Raw genomic sequence first — 16100 nt, forward strand, 5'->3', positions numbered from 1 at the left:
CCCGCGCATGGGCGCGCCCCGGTACAAGTCGAAGCGGGACAGCCGGCAGGCCGTCCGGTTCACCGCGAACGCCCGCTGGTCGATCACGCCGGGGCGGAAGCTGCGCCTGTCGAAGATCGGCGACGTGCGGGTGAAGTGGTCCCGGACGCTGCCCTCGGCCCCGTCCACGGTGACCGTGGTCAAGGACAGCGCGGGCCGGTACTTCGCGAGCTTCGTCGTCGAGACCGGCCCGTCCGAGGTGCTGCCGGAGGCGACGCCCGAGATCGGGATCGACCTCGGCCTCGGACACTTCGCGGTCCTCTCCGACGGCACGAAGATCGACAGCCCGCGCTTCCTGCGCCGGGCCGAGAAGCGCCTGAGAAGGCGCAGCGTGTTCTTTCCCGCAAGGAGAAGGGCTCGAAGAACAGGGACAGGGCCAGGGTCCGTGTCGCACGGGCGCACGCCCGTGTCGCGGACGCGCGCCGTGAGTTCCATCACCGGCTCTCCACGAGGCTGATCCGCGAGAACCAAGCGGTCGCCGTGGAGGACCTGGCGGTGAAGGGGCTCGCCCGCACGCGCCTGGCCAAGTCCGTCCACGATGCCGGATGGTCGGCGTTCGTGAGCATGCTGGAGTACAAGGCCGTCCGGTACGGGCGGATCTTCATCCGGATCGGCCGGTTCGAGCCGACCAGCCAGGTGTGCTCGCAGTGCGGCGTGAAGGACGGCCCCAAGCCCCTGCACGTCCGTACCTGGACGTGCGCGGCGTGCGGGGCCGTCCTGGACCGGGACATCAACGCGGCGGTCAACGTCGCCAGGGCGGCCGGACTGGCCGTGTCAGCCCGTGGAGCGCTGGTAAGGCCGGGACTCGTCCCGGCACCGCGCAGCGAAGCGGGAACCCACCCGACACCACAGCCTTCAACGGCACGGTAGACGGGAATCGCCGTCCTCCAGGACGGCGAGGATGTCAATGCGATGACAGTGCTGACCATGGGGCCATTGTGGCCACCGGGGTCAACGGCCGGTGCGCTCCAGCCAGTTCGTCGTGTACGTGTCGATCTCGGCGGTCAGCATCCGCTTGCCGGTCGTGTCGAGGTACGACGCCTCGACCGCGTTCTTCGCCAGCGCCGCGAGACCCCGCTCGTCCAGACCGAGGAGACGGGCGGCCACCGCGTACTCGTTGTTGAGGTCCGTGCCGAACATCGGCGGGTCGTCGCTGTTGATGGTGACCAGGACACCCGCCTGCACCATCTCCCGGACCGGGTGCTGCTCGATGTCGGCCACCGCGCGGGTCGCGATGTTCGAGGTCGGGCAGACCTCCAGCGGGATGCGGTGCTCGGCGAGGTGGGCCAGCAGCTTCGGGTCCTGGACGGAGGTGGTGCCGTGGCCGATGCGCTCGGCGCGCAGATGGGTCAGCGCGTCCCAGACGGTCTGCGGCCCGGTGGTCTCCCCGGCGTGCGGCACGGAGTGCAGGCCCTCGGCGATCGCCCGGTCGAAGTAGGGCTTGAACTGCGGGCGTTCCACGCCGATCTCCGGGCCGCCGAGCCCGAACGAGACGAGCCCCTCGGGCCGCAGGTCCACGGCGAGCCGGGTGGTCTCCTCGGCTGATTCGAGCCCGGCCTCGCCGGGAATGTCGAAGCACCAGCGCAGGACGACCCCGAGCTCGGCCTCGGCGGCCTTGCGGGCGTCCTCTATCGCCTCCATGAACCCCTGCTCCGGGATGCCGCGCCGGGTCGAGCTGAACGGGGTGACCGTCAGCTCGGCGTAACGGATGTTCTGGCGGGCCATGTCACGGGCGACCTCGAAGGTCAGCAGCCGGACGTCCTCCGGGGTGCGGATCAGGTCCACGACGGAGAGGTACACATCGATGAAGTGCCCGAAGTCCGTGAATGTGAAGTAGTCGGCCAGTGCCTCGGGATCGGTGGGGACCTTGGAGTCCGGGTGGTGCGCGGCCAGCTCGGCGACGATACGGGGCGAGGCGGACCCGACATGGTGGACATGCAGTTCCGCCTTGGGCAGTCCCGCGATGAAGGGGTGCAGATCGGTCATCGGATACTCCGGGGGTGTGGGACGGGGCGGGTGCCGGGTGCGGTCGGCCGGGCAGGGGACGGGGATCATCGTAGGCCGGGTCCTGCTGTGCGGTGGTGGGTCGTAGCATGACGGGATCACGATGGGGGAGGCCCATGTCAGACAACACAGAGCAGCCCGCGGGCGGGGCCGCGCCGCGCGATCCGTGGGCTCCGCCGGACAGCAGGGTGCCGCTGGAGAAGCCGGTCGGCGATCCACGGACGCCTGCTGTGCACGATCAGCCGGCGGTGACCTCGATGCCGGGTGCGGGGGATGGTCCTGCGCCGGTCACGGGACCGGGGTTCGGCGCGGGAGCGCGAACCGGGCCGGTGCCCGGCTCCGGGGCCGGGTTCGGCTCCGGGGAGGTACCGCCGCCGCCGATCGCACCGAACGGACCGGGCCAGCAGGTCCCGCCGGCCGCGGGACAGTACGGCTACCCGGCCGTGGGACAGTACGGCTACCCAGCCACGCCGGCACCGCAATACGGCAGCTACCCGGGGTACGCCAGCTACAACCAGGCACCCTGGGGCAGTCCCGCGCCGTCCAACGGCATGGGTACCGCAGCCATGGTGCTCGGCATCCTGGCCGTCTGCCTGTTCTGCATCTACGGGATACCCAGCCTGATCCTGGGCGCACTCGCCCTGATCTTCGGCATCCTGGGCCGCAAGCGGGCGCAGCGGGGCGGGGCGACCAACAGCGGTCAGGCGCTCGCCGGGATCATTCTGGGGTCCATCGGCATCGTTCTCGGTGTGGCGATCATCAGCTTCTTCATCTGGCTGTTCGTCAGCCACGCCGATGAATTCGACGACAACACCTACAACAACGACCCGTACTCCACGTCCCTGGTCGTAGGCGTCACGCGATAGCCGACGTCGAGCGCCGGTGCCGGAACCCCTGCGGTGCCGGTGCCGTATCCCACCCGATGGCCGGGCGGGCCGGGCTCCGGCCCGCCCGGCCATCGGTCAATCCCCGCCATCTCGTGGAGCACGCAGCTCCGCCCGCGCGTCCATCAGCGCGAAGCCCAGCAGATTCAGCCCCCGCCAGGTCGCCGGATTCTCCGCACGCGGGTCGTCCGCCGCCAGCCCGATGCCCCAGATCCGGTCCATCGGACTCGCCTCGACCAGTACCCGGTCCCCGGTGTTCAGCAGGAATTCCCGCAGCTGCGGGTGGTGGCTGAACTTGTGGATGCTGCCGGCCACCACCAGTGCGTACCGCTCGCGCTCCCACACCGCCTCGTCGAAACCGCGGACCAGCCGGCCCACCTTCTTCGCCTGGGCCGGGCTCTTCGCCGACACCGCGCGGACCTCTGCCTCCGCATCCCCGAAAAGCCGCGCCTTGGCGGCCATCATCCAGTGCTCGGCGGACGTATACGTCACCCCGTCGACCGTGAAGGGCGCCGGCCACCACTGGCTGAGACAGCTCGCACCGATGCGGCCGTCGGGCCGCGGGCGGTGCCCCCAGAAGTACAGATACTTCACCTTCTTGCCGCGCCCGGTCCGCGCCAGGAGATCGTCCAGATGTTCCATGACACGCGAGTCTGGCATCCGCCACTGACACTCCGTACGGGGAATTCCACACCGACGCGACAGATGGTCGACAGATTCCGTCGCGTAACCAAAAGGAAACAACGGAATCACTTGTTGGGCTCGATCCCCTCTGCCAGGATCAGCAATCAAATCGAGCAGAGGCTACGCCGCTCCCGCACTCCGGGGAACGCGGCGGAGGAGAGCGTCATGGGCAACGGCATCCAGGTGCGGGACCGCTTCGCGGACGGCGCACAGTACATCGGCGGAAAGCTGCGGTCCGGAACATCAGGACGTCACCACGAGGTGGTGAACCCGGCAACGGGCGAGACCGTCTACACCTACGAACTGGCGGGCACCGCCGACGTCGACGCGGCGGTCGCCGCCGCCCGCGAGGCGTTCCCCGGCTGGTCGGGTGCGACGCCGGCCGAGCGGGCCGAGGCGATGCACCGGTTCGCCGCCGTCCTCGCCGAGCAGGCCGACGACTTCGCGTACGTCGAGTCGCTCCAGTGCGGCAAGCCGATCAAGCTCTCCACCGAGTTCGATGTGCCCGGCACCGTGGACAACACCTCCTTCTTCGCGGGCGCCGCCCGCCACCTGGAGGGCAAGTCGGCCGCCGAGTACGACGGCGACCACACCTCGTACGTACGCCGTGAGGCGATCGGCGTCGTCGGCTCCATCGCGCCCTGGAACTACCCGCTCCAGATGGCCGCCTGGAAGGTCCTCCCGGCGATCGCCGCGGGCAACACGATCGTGCTGAAGCCCGCCGAGATCACCCCGCTGACCTCGCTGATGTTCGCCCAGGCGGCCACCGCGGCGGGCATCCCGGACGGTGTGATCAACATCGTCACCGGGGCGGGCAAGGAAGCCGGCGAGCATCTCGTAGGCCACCCGGACGTCGTCATGACCTCCTTCACGGGCTCCACCGCCGTCGGCAAGCGGGTCGCGGAGATCGCCACCTCCACCGTCAAGCGCCTCCACCTCGAACTCGGCGGCAAGGCCCCCTTCGTGGTCTTCGACGACGCCGACCTCGAAGCCGCGGTCCACGGGGCGGTCGCCGGAGCGCTCATCAACACCGGCCAGGACTGCACCGCCGCCACCCGCGCCTACGTCCAGCGCCCGCTCTACGACGCCTTCGTGCAGGGCGTCGCCGAACTGATGGAATCCGTCCGGCTCGGCGACCCCTTCGACCCGTCGACCGACCTCGGCCCGCTGATCAGCCACGCCCAGCGGGACCGGGTCGCTGGATTCGTGGAGCGAGCCCGCGCCTACGCCACCGTCGTAACCGGCGGCGAGGCCCCCGGCGGTGAACTGGCGGCCGGTGCCTACTACCGGCCGACGCTGGTCGCGGGTGCCGCCCAGGACAGCGAGATCGTCCAGTCGGAGATCTTCAGCCCGGTCCTGGTCGTGCTGCCCTTCGACACCGACGACGAAGGCATCCGACTCGCCAACGACACCCCGTACGGACTTGCCGCCTCCGCCTGGAGCCGTGACCTGTACCGCGCGAACCGAGCCACCCGCGAGATCAAGGCGGGCTGTGTCTGGGTCAACGACCACATTCCGATCATCAGCGAGATGCCGCACGGCGGATACAAGGCCAGCGGCTTCGGCAAGGACATGTCGGCGTACTCCTTCGAGGAGTACACGCAGGTCAAGCACGTCATGTACGACAACACCGCGGTCGTCCGCAAGGACTGGCACCGCACGATCTTCGGGGACCGATAACCCGGCCGCCCCCGGCCACACACCCGAGAGGGCAACGCGCATGGAGCAGTACGAGCCGGAGCGTCTCTCCGCGGCCCAACTGGCCGCCATGCGACGCAGTCTGACCAACGGCCGGGGCGCCCTGACCCGCCGGTCGCTACTCCGCGCCTCCGGTATGGGGGCGCTGGCGATCGGCGGTCTCGGCACGCTGAGCGCCTGCGGCATCCCGCCCGCGAAGCGGGAGGGGGACGCCGCGGCGGCAGCCTCTGACGACCACTCGGCCACGGAGAAGCAGATCAACTTCTCCAACTGGACCGAATACATGGACGTCACCGGCGACGGCAAGCACCGGCCCACCCTGGAGGCGTTCACCGAACGCACCGGGATCGAGGTCAAGTACACCGAGGACATCAACGACAACGTCGAGTTCTTCGGCAAGATAAAGCCGCAGCTCGCTGCCGGCCAGGACACCGGCCGTGACATCATCTGCGTCACCGACTGGCTGGCCGCCCGCATCGTCCGCCTCGGCTGGGCGCAGAAGCTCGACCCGTCGCACCTGCCGCACGCCTACGCCAACCTCTCGGCCCAGTTCCGCTCCCCGGACTGGGACCCCGGCCGCGCCTACTCGTACCCGTGGGCGGGCATCTCCACCGTCATCGCCTACAACTCCAAGGCGACCGGCGGCCGCAAGGTCGACTCCGTCAGCCAGCTGCTGGACGACCCGAAACTCAAGGGACGGGTCGGCTTCCTCTCGGAGATGCGCGACTCCATCGGCATGACCCTGCTCGACATGGGTAAGGACCCCGGCACCTTCACCGACGCCGACTACGACGCCGCGCTCGGCCAAATCCAGAAGGGCGTCGACAAGAAGCAGATCCGCCGTTTCACCGGCAACGACTACACCGCGGACCTCGACAAGGGCGACATCGCCGCCTGCGTCGCCTGGGCCGGCGACATCATCCAGCTCCAGGCCGGAAACCCGGACATCAAGTACGCGATTCCCGCCGCGGGTTATGTCTTCTCCAGTGACAACATGCTGGTACCGGTGAAGGCCCGCCACAAAACCAACGCCGAGAAGCTCATCGACCACTACTATCAGCCGCCGGTCGCCGCCGAGCTCGCCGCGTACATCAACTTCGTCTGCCCGGTGGACGGGGTCCGCGACGAACTCGCGAAGATCGACCGGTCGATGGCCGACAACCCGTTGATCCTCCCGGACAAGGAGATGGCGTCCCAAGGGCGCGCCTTCCGCTCGCTCAGCGCCGAGGAAGAGACGGCGTACGAAGAGAAGTTCGCCAAGCTCATCGGCGCCTGACCGCGGCCCCTTCTCCTCTTTTCTTCTTTCCCCTTCCCCGACCTCCCCTGACACCACTGGGACTGCGACCCATGACACAGCAGCAGACAGGCGGCGACGTCCGCCTCACCGGGATCAGCAAGGCGTACGGCTCCTTCCAAGCCGTTCAGCCGCTCGATCTGACCGTTCCGCAGGGCTCCTTCTTCGCCCTGCTCGGGGCGTCCGGCTGCGGCAAGACCACCACCCTCCGGATGATCGCAGGGCTGGAGGAGGCCACCACCGGCACCATCTCGCTGGGCGGCCGGGACATCAGCCACCTCCCTCCGTACAAGCGGCCCGTCAACACCGTCTTCCAGAGCTATGCGCTCTTCCCGCACCTCGACATCGCCGAGAACGTCGCCTTCGGTCTGCGCCGGCGCGGCATCAAGTCGGTCAAGAAGCAGGTCGACGACATGCTGGACCTCGTCCAGCTCGGCGACTTCGCGAAGCGCAAGCCGCACCAGCTCTCCGGCGGCCAGCAGCAGCGCGTAGCCGTCGCCCGCGCCCTGATCAACCACCCCCAGGTGCTCCTCCTCGACGAGCCGCTCGGCGCCCTCGACCTCAAGCTGCGCCGCCAGATGCAGCTTGAGCTCAAGCGCATCCAGACCGAGGTCGGCATCACGTTCATCCATGTCACCCACGACCAGGAGGAGGCCATGACCATGGCCGACACCGTCGCGGTGATGAACGGGGGCCGTGTCGAACAGCTGGGCGCCCCCGCCGATCTGTACGAGAACCCGCAGACGACGTTCGTCGCCAACTTTTTTGGCACCTCGAACCTCATCGAGGGCGAGATCGTCTCCGCGGGCACGGACATCGTCGTGGCGGCGGGCGGCGGAAAGCTGCGGCTGCCCACCAACCGGTGCACGGCCCCGACAGCCAACGGCGGCAAGCTGCTGCTCGGCGTACGCCCGGAGAAGATCTCGCTCGCGCACACCGACGACGCGGACGCGATAGCCGACGGCCGCAACCGGGTCACCGGCCGGATCGTCGACTCCAGCTTCATCGGCGTCTCCACGCAGTACGTGGTGGAGAGCCCGGCGGGCAAGGCACTTCAGGTCTACGAGCAGAACATCGAGCGTGACACCCGGCTCGCCTCCGGGACCGAGGTCGTTCTGCACTGGAACCCGGACCACACCTTCGGCCTGGACGCCGCCCAGGATATTGACGCCGGTGTGGAGACGGTGGAGGACGCGGCGTGAGCGTCACCAAGGCACCACCCGTCGCGCCCATCACGGAACTGAAGGTACGCAAAGCCTCCACCCGCAAGCGCCTCGTTCCCTACTGGCTGCTGCTCCCCGGCATCCTGTGGCTCGTCGTCTTCTTCGCGCTGCCGCTGGTCTACCAGGCATCGACCTCCGTGCAGACCGGCTCCCTGGAGAAGGGATACGAGGTCACCTGGCACTTCCAGACGTACTGGGACGCGCTGAAGGACTACTACCCGCAGTTCATCCGGTCCCTGCTCTACGCCGGCACCGCCACGATCCTGTGCCTGCTGCTCGGCTACCCGCTCGCGTATCTCATCGCGTTCAAGGCGGGCCGCTGGCGCAATCTCGTCCTGGTGCTGGTCATCGCGCCGTTCTTCACCAGCTTCCTGATCCGTACGCTCGCCTGGAAGACGATCCTCGCGGACGGCGGCGCGGTCGTCGACATACTGAACACGCTGCACATCCTGGACGTCACCAGCTGGCTCGGCTGGACGGAGTCCAACCGGGTGCTGGCCACACCGATGGCCGTGGTCTGCGGTCTCACGTACAACTTCCTGCCGTTCATGATCCTGCCGCTCTACACCTCGCTGGAGCGGATCGACGGCAGGCTGCATGAGGCGGCCGGCGATCTGTACGCCACCCCCGTCACCACCTTCCGCAAGGTGACCTTCCCGCTCTCCATGCCGGGCGTCGTCTCCGGAACGCTGCTGACCTTCATCCCGGCCAGCGGTGACTACGTCAACGCGGAACTGCTGGGCTCCACCGACACCAAGATGGTCGGCAGCGTCATCCAGACCCAGTTCCTGCGCGTCCTCGACTATCCGACGGCGGCCGCGCTCTCCTTCATCCTCATGGCGGTCGTCCTGATCATGGTCACCGTCTACATCCGCCGCTCCGGGACGGAGGACCTGGTCTGATGCCCGTACTGCGCTGGATTCGCCGGAATCTGATCGTGATCGCGGGTCTGCTTACCCTCGCGTACATGATCCTGCCGAACATCGTCGTGATGGTGTTCTCGTTCAACAAACCGAACGGGCGCTTCAACTACGCCTGGCAGCAGTTCTCCCTGGACGCCTGGAAGGACCCCTGCGGCGTCGCCGACATGTGCGGCTCGCTCTCCCTGTCCCTGCAGATCGCCGTCTGGGCCACTGTCGGCGCGACCGTCCTGGGCACGATGATCTCCTTCGCGCTGGTCCGCTACCGCTTCCGGGCGCGCGGCGCGATCAACTCGCTGATCTTCCTGCCGATGGCGATGCCCGAGGTCGTCATGGCCGCCTCGCTGCTCACGCTCTTCCTCAACATGGGCGCCCAGCTGGGATTCTGGACGATCCTCATCGCGCACATCATGTTCTGCCTGAGCTTCGTCGTGACGGCCGTCAAGGCACGCGTGATGTCGATGGACCCGAGGCTGGAGGAGGCGGCCCGCGATCTGTACGCGGGCCCCGTGCAGACCTTCATGAGGGTGACGCTGCCGATCGCAGCCCCCGGAATCGCGGCAGGAGCGCTGCTCGCCTTCGCGCTCTCCTTCGACGATTTCATCATCACCAATTTCAACGCGGGCTCCACCGTGACCTTCCCCATGTTCGTCTGGGGATCGGCACAGCGTGGCACGCCCGTGCAGATCAACGTCATCGGCACGGCGATGTTCATCATTGCCGTCACGGTGGTTGCCGTCGGCCAGCTGATCGCGAACCGGCGGAAGAACAGCGCACGCTAGAAAGCCCCGAAGGAGTTGGAAACCATGGCCCCAGCCGCCATGCGTACTGCTGCACAATCACTCTCCGACGCCAAGCCGGTCTCGTTCTGGCTCGACGACCCCGGCAGGCCCGACGCACTGCCCGCGCTCACCGGCGACGAGCACTGCGATCTGCTCGTCATCGGCGGCGGCTACAGCGGACTGTGGACCGCGCTGATCGCCAAGGAACGCGACCCGGAGCGCGATGTCGTACTGATCGAGGGGCACGAGGTGGGCTGGGCCGCCTCAGGCCGCAACGGCGGATTCTGCGCCGCCTCCCTCACCCATGGCCTGCCCAATGGTCTGGAGCGCTGGCCGGATGAAATCCAGAAGCTGGAGGAGCTCGGCGAGCGGAACCTCGACGCCATCGAGGCGGCCGTCGCCCGCTACTCCATCGACTGCGAATTCGAGCGCACCGGCGAAATCGATGTCGCCACCGAGCCCCACCAGCTCGAAGAGCTCCACGAATGGCATCAGGAAACCGAAAAGCTTGGTTTCACCGGGGTGGAATTCCTGGACCGGGACGCGGTGCGCGCCGAAGTCGACTCACCGACATTCCTGGGCGGGCTCTGGGACCGGCGCGGGGTCGCCATGCTGCACCCCGCCAAGCTGGCCTGGGGCCTGAAGCGGGCCTGCCTGGACCTCGGGGTACGGATGTACGAGCACACCCGGGGGCTTGAACTGGCCAGGTCCACGACCGGAATGGCGGTCCGTACGCCGTACGGGAGGGTCTTCGCGCGCCGGGTCGCACTCGGCACGAACATCTTCCCGTCGCTGGTCAAGCGGGTGCGCCCGTACACCGTACCCGTCTACGACTACGCGCTGATGACCGAACCGCTCAGCGCCGACCAGCTGGCCTCGATCGGCTGGAAGAACCGGCAGGGGCTGGGTGACAGCGCCAATCAGTTCCACTACTTCCGGTTGTCGGCCGACAACCGGATTCTGTGGGGCGGCTATGACGCGATCTATCCGTACGGGGGCCGGCTGAGCGCCGATCTCGATCAGCGGCCGGAGACCTTCCTCAAGCTCGCGGGCCAGTTCTTCGACTGTTTCCCGCAGTTGGCCGGGGTCCGTTTCAGCCATGCCTGGGGCGGGGCGATCGACACGTGTTCCCGCTTTTCCGCATTCTTCGGCACGGCCCATCAGGGCAGGGTCGCCTACGCCGCCGGATACACCGGACTCGGCGTCGGAGCCACCCGTTTCGGAGCCGATGTGATGCTCGATCTGCTGGCGGGCAAACAGAATGAGCGGACCGCTCTGGAAATGGTCCGCAGCAAGCCGATGCCGTTCCCGCCGGAGCCCTTCGCCTGGGCCGGGATCGAGCTCACCAAGCGGTCCCTGGCCAGGGCGGACAGCAATGGCGGGCACCGCAATCTGTGGCTGCGGACGATGGACCGGCTGGGGCTCGGCTTCGACAGCTGAGCACGGCGGGCGCGCCCTCGGGGGCTTGATCCAGTTCGCTGCGCGACGCCCGCACGGGCTTCTTTGTGCCGCCGGGCACCGTCACCCGCTGGGCCCGTACCGGGGCCGCTTCGTGAGGCCCAGCGGCACGAGCAGCAGCCCGCACAGGAACCAGCTGCCCAGCACGTCCAGCGGCCAGTGATAGCCGCGCAGTACCAGACCGATGCCCGTCGCCACTGTCAGCGAGACAGCGGCGGCGGGCATCATCCACGGCCGCCTCGCATACGGCGCGGTCAGCAGCGCCGCCGCCCCGTACGCCACCGCGGCCGTCGCCGCATGGCCGGACGGGTAGTAGCCGGTGGCGTCGGTCAGCGGTCCCGGACGGGCAATCCAGTCCTTCAGCGGGACGACCAGCAGGGGCACCGCCGCCATGGTGAGTGCCGCGTACAGCGGTTCACGGCGTGCGCCGCGCACCAGGGCCCAGACGATCGCGCAGCCCAGCACCGGGAGCGCGAGCTGCATATTGCCGAGGTCGGCGAGGAATTCGGTCAGCCGGGCGGGGCCATGTCCGACGGCGGCCCGGCCAATCCGCTCGTCCAGCGCGCGCAGCGGACCGTCGGCCGCGACCTGCCAGGTGGTGAGCGCGAAAAGCGTCAGGAGGAACGAAACCCGAGAAATGAGAAGAGCCGGCCGCCCGGGAACAGGGGGGGTGGTTCCGGGGCGGCCGGTCGGACCGGTTCGCCGCGCGCCCCGGGGGGTTTGGGGCGAGCGACCATCCGATCGGTGAGGAGTTCCGGAGCCAGAGGCTCCAGTGGTGTGCGCGAAGGCACGGCCAGGACGGTGCTGGGGAAGCTCCGACCCGGCGTCGCCGGCAGTCCCCTGCGGGCGGGGTGTCTCTCTCATCTGCAGGAACCGTACGTCAGACGACGGGGGACCGACAGACGGAAACGGATCCCGCCATCGGCCCCCCACACCTTCTTCACAGGCCCTCACGCAGTCCGCCCGCATCCCCGGCGAATACGCCTGCCGGCCCCGCCGGGGCTCGCACAGGTCAGATCTGGCCGAAGGCCTGCTCGATGACGTCGAGAGCCTCGTTCAGCAGGTCCTCGCCGATCACCAGCGGCGGCAGGAAGCGCAGGACGTTGCCGTACGTGCCACAGGTGAGGACCAGCACGCCCTCCGCGTGGCACGCCTTGGCGAGCTTCGCAGCGGCCTGCGGATTCGGGTCCTTCGTGCCGGACTTCACCAGCTCGATCGCGATCATCGCGCCGCGGCCGCGGATGTCACCGATGACATCCCCGTTCGGCAGCTTCGCCTGCATCTCGGCGAGGCGGCCCTTCATGACCTCCTCGATACGCTTCGCCTTACCGTTCAGGTCCAGCTCACGCATCGTCTCGATGGCACCGAGCGCACCCGCGCAGGCCACCGGGTTTCCGCCGTACGTACCGCCGAGGCCGCCCGCCTGCGCGGCGTCCATGATCTCGGCGCGGCCGGTCACGGCGGAGAGCGGGAGGCCGCCCGCGATGCCCTTGGCGGTGGTGATCAGGTCGGGGACGATGCCCTCGTCCTCACAGGCGAACCACTGGCCGGTACGGCAGAAGCCGGACTGGATCTCGTCGGCGACGAAGACGATGCCGTTGTCCTTGGCGAACTGGGCGATCGCCGGGAGGAAGCCCTTGGCCGGCTCGATGAAGCCGCCCTCGCCGAGCACCGGCTCGATGATGATCGCGGCGACGTTGTCCGCGCCGATCTGCTTGGTGATCTGGTCGATGGCCTGGGCGGACGCCTCCGCACCGGCGTTCTCGGCACCGGTCGGCCAGCGGTAGCCGTACGCCACCGGCACCCGGTAGACCTCGGGCGCGAACGGGCCGAAGCCCTGCTTGTACGGCATGTTCTTGGCGGTCAGCGCCATCGTGAGGTTGGTGCGGCCGTGGTAGCCGTGGTCGAACACGACGACGGCCTGGCGCTTGGTGTACACACGCGCGATCTTGACCGCGTTCTCGACGGCCTCGGCGCCCGAGTTGAACAGCGCCGACTTCTTGGCGTGGTCGCCCGGCGTCAGCTCGGCGAGCTGCTCACAGACCTCGACGTACCCCTCGTACGGCGTGACCATGAAACAGGTGTGGGTGAAGTCGGCGAGCTGCGCGGACGCCCGGCGTACGACGGCCTCGGCGGAGGCGCCGACCGACGTCACGGCGATACCGGAACCGAGGTCGATCAGACGGTTGCCGTCCACGTCCTCGATGATTCCGCCACCGGCGCGGGCGGTGAACACCGGCAGGGTGGAGCCCACACCTGCGGCCACCGTCGAGAGACGGCGGGCCTGCAGTTCCACCGACTTCGGGCCGGGAATGGCAGTGACGACGCGGCGCTCCTGCGGAATTGCGGTCATGAGGGGCTCCTGTGGGGTGTTTCGGACGCTTCTCTCTCTGCAGGCTATGGGCGGGGCCCGGGGTCCGGCATGTTCCGTTCGGGAGTGGTGGCCGGACGCGGTTGTCCGTCACGGACATAGCGACGGGCCAGGGCCGCCGGGCGGCGGCGGTGCGCGGGCGGGACGAAAGGCCCCGGGGCACGGGCGAAGACTTCCCGCCGGCCCGCGTCCGACGGGGTGGTACGGGGTAGTGCCTCGACCGGCAAGGTTTGCCGGTCGAGGCACTAGATTGATGACTTCGGGTGCCTGCGCCCGGAGTTACCGGTCGGCGCTGGTCAGGGGACGAGGGACAGCACATGGACACCGAGGGCACGTACGACTCACGCGGCACCCGCTCCGGTCATCCGGTGCCGCGCCCGGCCTGCCCGCCGCCCGAACTGCCGCCCAGGCCGGGATACGCCCCCGCCTCGGGCCCCTCCCTCGGGGACTGGCTCCGCATCCCGAGGCCCGCCGCGGAGCCCGGTGTCTGGCGGCTCGGCCATGCCCCCCGGCCCGCCGAGGAGAAGGAGCGCACCCCCGACCGCACGCTGGCGAGCGGTGCGGTGATCTCGCTGCTGGCCTGCGTCCTCGTCTGGTCGCTCTGGCGCAACAACTACATCCCGTACTGGCGGGTTCCGCTGAAGCTCTTCACCCCCAGCGACTGGTGGGGGCCGTTCGGCGACGAGCCGCAGACCCGCGGCGCGGTCCGTGCGCTCGACATCTACCGTCTCCTGATCACCGGGGGCCTGGTCTACGGATTCGGCCGGCTGGGCAACTGGCCGGCCGCCTTCGAGCGGTGCATCGCCGCCAGGGGGGCCGCCGCACGGGCGGGCGCGGCGGCGATCGGTGCCCTGGTGGTGTGGATCCTCGTCTGGAACGGGACCGTGCCGGGGATGGGGCTGGCCTTCGGTCTGGTTCCCGTCTCCTGGCTGGGCCCCGACCAGCCGATGTCCCCGGTGATCAGCTACGGGCTGTACGCCGTGCTCACCCTGGTGATCGTGTGGCCGTTCGCCAGGCTGGGGCGCTGGGCCGAGGTATGGCGCCGCGGCCCGTCCCCTCAACCGGCACCGGACCGGCACGGCCACGACCCGGCGAAGCCGCACGCGCCCGGCGGTGTGGACGCCACCATCGTCGAAGGCAGCGAGGAGGACCCGGCCGAATGGCCCGATCTGCGCGCCGCGGGACAGCACCAGGCCGCCGCCGCGCTCGCCGGGGAGACCCGGTCCGGGCGGATGAACGATGTCGACTACGCCCGTATCCGCCGCGCCTGGACGTCCGTGCGCGCCGACCACTCCCGGCTCTCCGCCTTCACCGACACCGTGCTGCGCAACGGCTCCGCCGCCTGCACCCACCCCTCCGGCGCACGTGACCTCCCGGCCCGCGCAGCCCGGCACGATCTCCTGGTCCAGCAGGTCAGGCTCGGCACCGTCGAGGACGGCGAGCGCAACCCGTACGCCCGCCGCGGCAGCGGCATCGCCCTCGACCCAGGGCTGCTGGGCACGTCCCTGCTCGCCGTCGGCCCGCCCGGCGCGGGCAAGAGCCGGGCCCTGATCCGGCCCGTCGTCGAATCCCTCGCACTGCAGGCGCTCGCCGGACAGGCCGCCGTCATCGCGGTGTGCGCCGCCGGTACGCAGCTCGGCGACGACCAGGGGTTCGACGTGGTCATCAAGATCGGCGACCCGTCGTCCGTGCACGATCTCGATCTGTACGGCGGCACCACCGACCCCGACGAGGCCGCGACCATCCTCGCCGACGGCCTGGTCGGCGACCTCCCCGAGGTGGACAGCAGGCGCGCCGCCACCGCCCTCGCCCAGCTCCTCGGTCCCTTCCGGGCCGCCCACGGCCGTTTCCCCTCCGTACCGGAGCTGCGGGAACTCCTGGACGGTGTGCCCGGTGCCCTCGCCGCTCTGCGGGAGGCGCTCGACGCGACGGGACACCCCGGCATGCAGCGCGAGCTCGACGGCCGCGCCCGCCAGTCCGGTGCGCCCGGCGACCCGGGCCCCGCTCTCGCCGACCGCGTTGCCCTGCTCGACCGGCCCGCTTTCACCGAGTTCTTCGACACCACGGGCAAGTCCCGCCCCTTCTCGCTGCGAGCTCTGGAACACCCGCTCCGGGTCCGTGTCGATCTGCCCGAACGCGGCCACGTCGAGGCGTCCCGGCTGCTGGCACGTCTGATACTCGCCCAGTTCACCGCGAGCGCCGCCGCCCGTACCGACCGTTCCCTCTTCGCCTGTCTGGTCCTCGACGACGCGACCCACACCCTGACCCCGGACACCGTCCGCGGAATCCAGCGGCTGCGCTCCGCGCACGCCGGCGCCGTACTCACCCTGCGCACCCTCGATGACGTACCGGAGCAGCTGCACACGGCGCTGCTCGGTGCGGTCGGCTGCCGAATGGCGTTCTCCGGAATCACGACGTGGGACGGTAAGAAGTTCGCCGAGGCCTGGGGGACGGAGTGGGTCGAGACCCGTGACGTCACCCAGCGCACCGTCTTCGCCGACCAGCCGATGACCCGGGCCATGCACGCCTTCCGCAAACTGGTCACCGGCAAGGCGGTCACCACGGACGCGGTGACCGTGCGCCAGGTCGAGCGGGAACGCTGGTCGGCCTCCGAACTCGCTCACCGGGTACCGGCCGGACACGCGGTGCTGTCCCTGACGACCGTACGGGGGGAGCACGCGCCGCCCCTGATGGTGGATCTGAACGGTTGAGACCGGTCGGCGCATGGGGGTTGGCAGCGGTT

At 69.3% G+C, this 16100-nt stretch carries 12 protein-coding genes and 1 pseudogene; 9 read left to right on the forward strand and 4 right to left on the reverse strand.

Annotated features, from left to right (window positions below; all coding sequences use genetic code 11):
- Positions 1-909 (forward strand): annotated as a pseudogene (locus ABT115_RS18950) (RNA-guided endonuclease InsQ/TnpB family protein); the annotation flags it as partial.
- Between the two features lie 81 nt (positions 910-990).
- Here ABT115_RS18950 and ABT115_RS18955 read toward each other — a convergent pair.
- Positions 991-2025, reverse strand: coding sequence for an adenosine deaminase (locus ABT115_RS18955; protein ID WP_351790857.1), 1035 nt, complete (start codon positions 2023-2025; stop codon positions 991-993).
- Positions 2026-2159: 134 nt separating this feature from the next.
- Between ABT115_RS18955 and ABT115_RS18960 the strand changes: the two genes are divergently transcribed.
- Positions 2160-2909: a DUF4190 domain-containing protein gene (locus tag ABT115_RS18960; RefSeq protein WP_351790859.1), complete on the forward strand. Its 750-nt coding sequence runs from the start codon at positions 2160-2162 to the stop codon at positions 2907-2909.
- A 96-nt stretch (positions 2910-3005) separates the two neighbouring features.
- On the opposite strand, the gene ybiA is transcribed toward ABT115_RS18960, so the two are convergent.
- A complete protein-coding gene (gene ybiA / locus ABT115_RS18965) occupies positions 3006-3569 on the reverse strand; it encodes a riboflavin biosynthesis intermediates N-glycosidase (RefSeq protein ID WP_351790862.1) in 564 nt (187 codons plus the stop codon).
- Between the two features lie 207 nt (positions 3570-3776).
- Here ybiA and ABT115_RS18970 point away from each other — a divergent pair, with 207 nt between their 5' ends.
- From ABT115_RS18970 to ABT115_RS18995, 6 genes are all read left to right on the forward strand, one after another.
- Positions 3777-5291, forward strand: coding sequence for a gamma-aminobutyraldehyde dehydrogenase (locus ABT115_RS18970; RefSeq protein WP_351790865.1), 1515 nt, complete (start codon positions 3777-3779; stop codon positions 5289-5291).
- A 40-nt stretch (positions 5292-5331) separates the two neighbouring features.
- Entirely contained in the window at positions 5332-6585 is a 1254-nt protein-coding gene (locus tag ABT115_RS18975) for a polyamine ABC transporter substrate-binding protein (RefSeq protein ID WP_351790867.1), read from the forward strand.
- Between the two features lie 71 nt (positions 6586-6656).
- Positions 6657-7805 carry an ABC transporter ATP-binding protein gene (locus ABT115_RS18980; protein WP_351790870.1) on the forward strand — a complete coding sequence of 383 codons (1149 nt, stop codon included), beginning with the start codon at positions 6657-6659 and terminating at the stop codon, positions 7803-7805.
- The gene (locus tag ABT115_RS18985) at positions 7802-8728 is read left to right on the forward strand and encodes an ABC transporter permease (RefSeq protein ID WP_351790872.1); all 927 of its coding nucleotides are present in this window, start codon (positions 7802-7804) and stop codon (positions 8726-8728) included. Before ABT115_RS18980 ends, ABT115_RS18985 begins: the two co-directional genes overlap by 4 nt.
- On the forward strand, positions 8728-9528 hold the full coding sequence (locus ABT115_RS18990) for an ABC transporter permease (RefSeq protein ID WP_351790874.1): 801 nt from the start codon (positions 8728-8730) through the stop codon (positions 9526-9528). Before ABT115_RS18985 ends, ABT115_RS18990 begins: the two co-directional genes overlap by 1 nt.
- A 24-nt stretch (positions 9529-9552) precedes the next feature.
- Positions 9553-10968, forward strand: coding sequence for an NAD(P)/FAD-dependent oxidoreductase (locus ABT115_RS18995; RefSeq protein ID WP_351790877.1), 1416 nt, complete (start codon positions 9553-9555; stop codon positions 10966-10968).
- Between the two features lie 81 nt (positions 10969-11049).
- Here the strand turns inward: ABT115_RS18995 and ABT115_RS19000 are convergent, their stop codons facing one another.
- Both ABT115_RS19000 and gabT read right to left on the reverse strand, forming a co-directional pair.
- Complete coding sequence (locus ABT115_RS19000; protein WP_351790880.1) at positions 11050-11850, reverse strand: phosphatase PAP2 family protein; 801 nt, start codon at positions 11848-11850, stop codon at positions 11050-11052.
- A 148-nt stretch (positions 11851-11998) separates the two neighbouring features.
- On the reverse strand, positions 11999-13339 hold the full coding sequence (gabT, locus tag ABT115_RS19005) for a 4-aminobutyrate--2-oxoglutarate transaminase (RefSeq protein WP_351790883.1): 1341 nt from the start codon (positions 13337-13339) through the stop codon (positions 11999-12001).
- 335 nt (positions 13340-13674) lie between these two features.
- On the opposite strand from gabT, the gene ABT115_RS19010 reads away from it, so the two are divergent.
- Positions 13675-16068, forward strand: coding sequence for a type IV secretory system conjugative DNA transfer family protein (locus tag ABT115_RS19010; RefSeq protein WP_351790886.1), 2394 nt, complete (start codon positions 13675-13677; stop codon positions 16066-16068).
- The last annotated feature ends 32 nt before the right edge of the window (positions 16069-16100 follow it).

This window comes from Streptomyces sp. NPDC001832 (genome assembly GCF_040297265.1).
In the GTDB taxonomy this organism is placed as follows: Bacteria; Actinomycetota; Actinomycetes; order Streptomycetales; family Streptomycetaceae; genus Streptomyces.

Coding starts and splice junctions, on each gene's coding strand:
- ABT115_RS18955 (WP_351790857.1), bottom strand. CDS start 2,025: ATGACCGATCTGCACCCCTTCATCGCGGGACTGCCCAAGGCGGAACTG.
- ABT115_RS18960 (WP_351790859.1), top strand. CDS start 2,160: ATGTCAGACAACACAGAGCAGCCCGCGGGCGGGGCCGCGCCGCGCGAT.
- ybiA (WP_351790862.1), bottom strand. CDS start 3,569: ATGGAACATCTGGACGATCTCCTGGCGCGGACCGGGCGCGGCAAGAAG.
- ABT115_RS18970 (WP_351790865.1), top strand. CDS start 3,777: ATGGGCAACGGCATCCAGGTGCGGGACCGCTTCGCGGACGGCGCACAG.
- ABT115_RS18975 (WP_351790867.1), top strand. CDS start 5,332: ATGGAGCAGTACGAGCCGGAGCGTCTCTCCGCGGCCCAACTGGCCGCC.
- ABT115_RS18980 (WP_351790870.1), top strand. CDS start 6,657: ATGACACAGCAGCAGACAGGCGGCGACGTCCGCCTCACCGGGATCAGC.
- ABT115_RS18990 (WP_351790874.1), top strand. CDS start 8,728: ATGCCCGTACTGCGCTGGATTCGCCGGAATCTGATCGTGATCGCGGGT.
- ABT115_RS18995 (WP_351790877.1), top strand. CDS start 9,553: ATGGCCCCAGCCGCCATGCGTACTGCTGCACAATCACTCTCCGACGCC.
- ABT115_RS19000 (WP_351790880.1), bottom strand. CDS start 11,850: ATGAGAGAGACACCCCGCCCGCAGGGGACTGCCGGCGACGCCGGGTCG.
- gabT (WP_351790883.1), bottom strand. CDS start 13,339: ATGACCGCAATTCCGCAGGAGCGCCGCGTCGTCACTGCCATTCCCGGC.
- ABT115_RS19010 (WP_351790886.1), top strand. CDS start 13,675: ATGGACACCGAGGGCACGTACGACTCACGCGGCACCCGCTCCGGTCAT.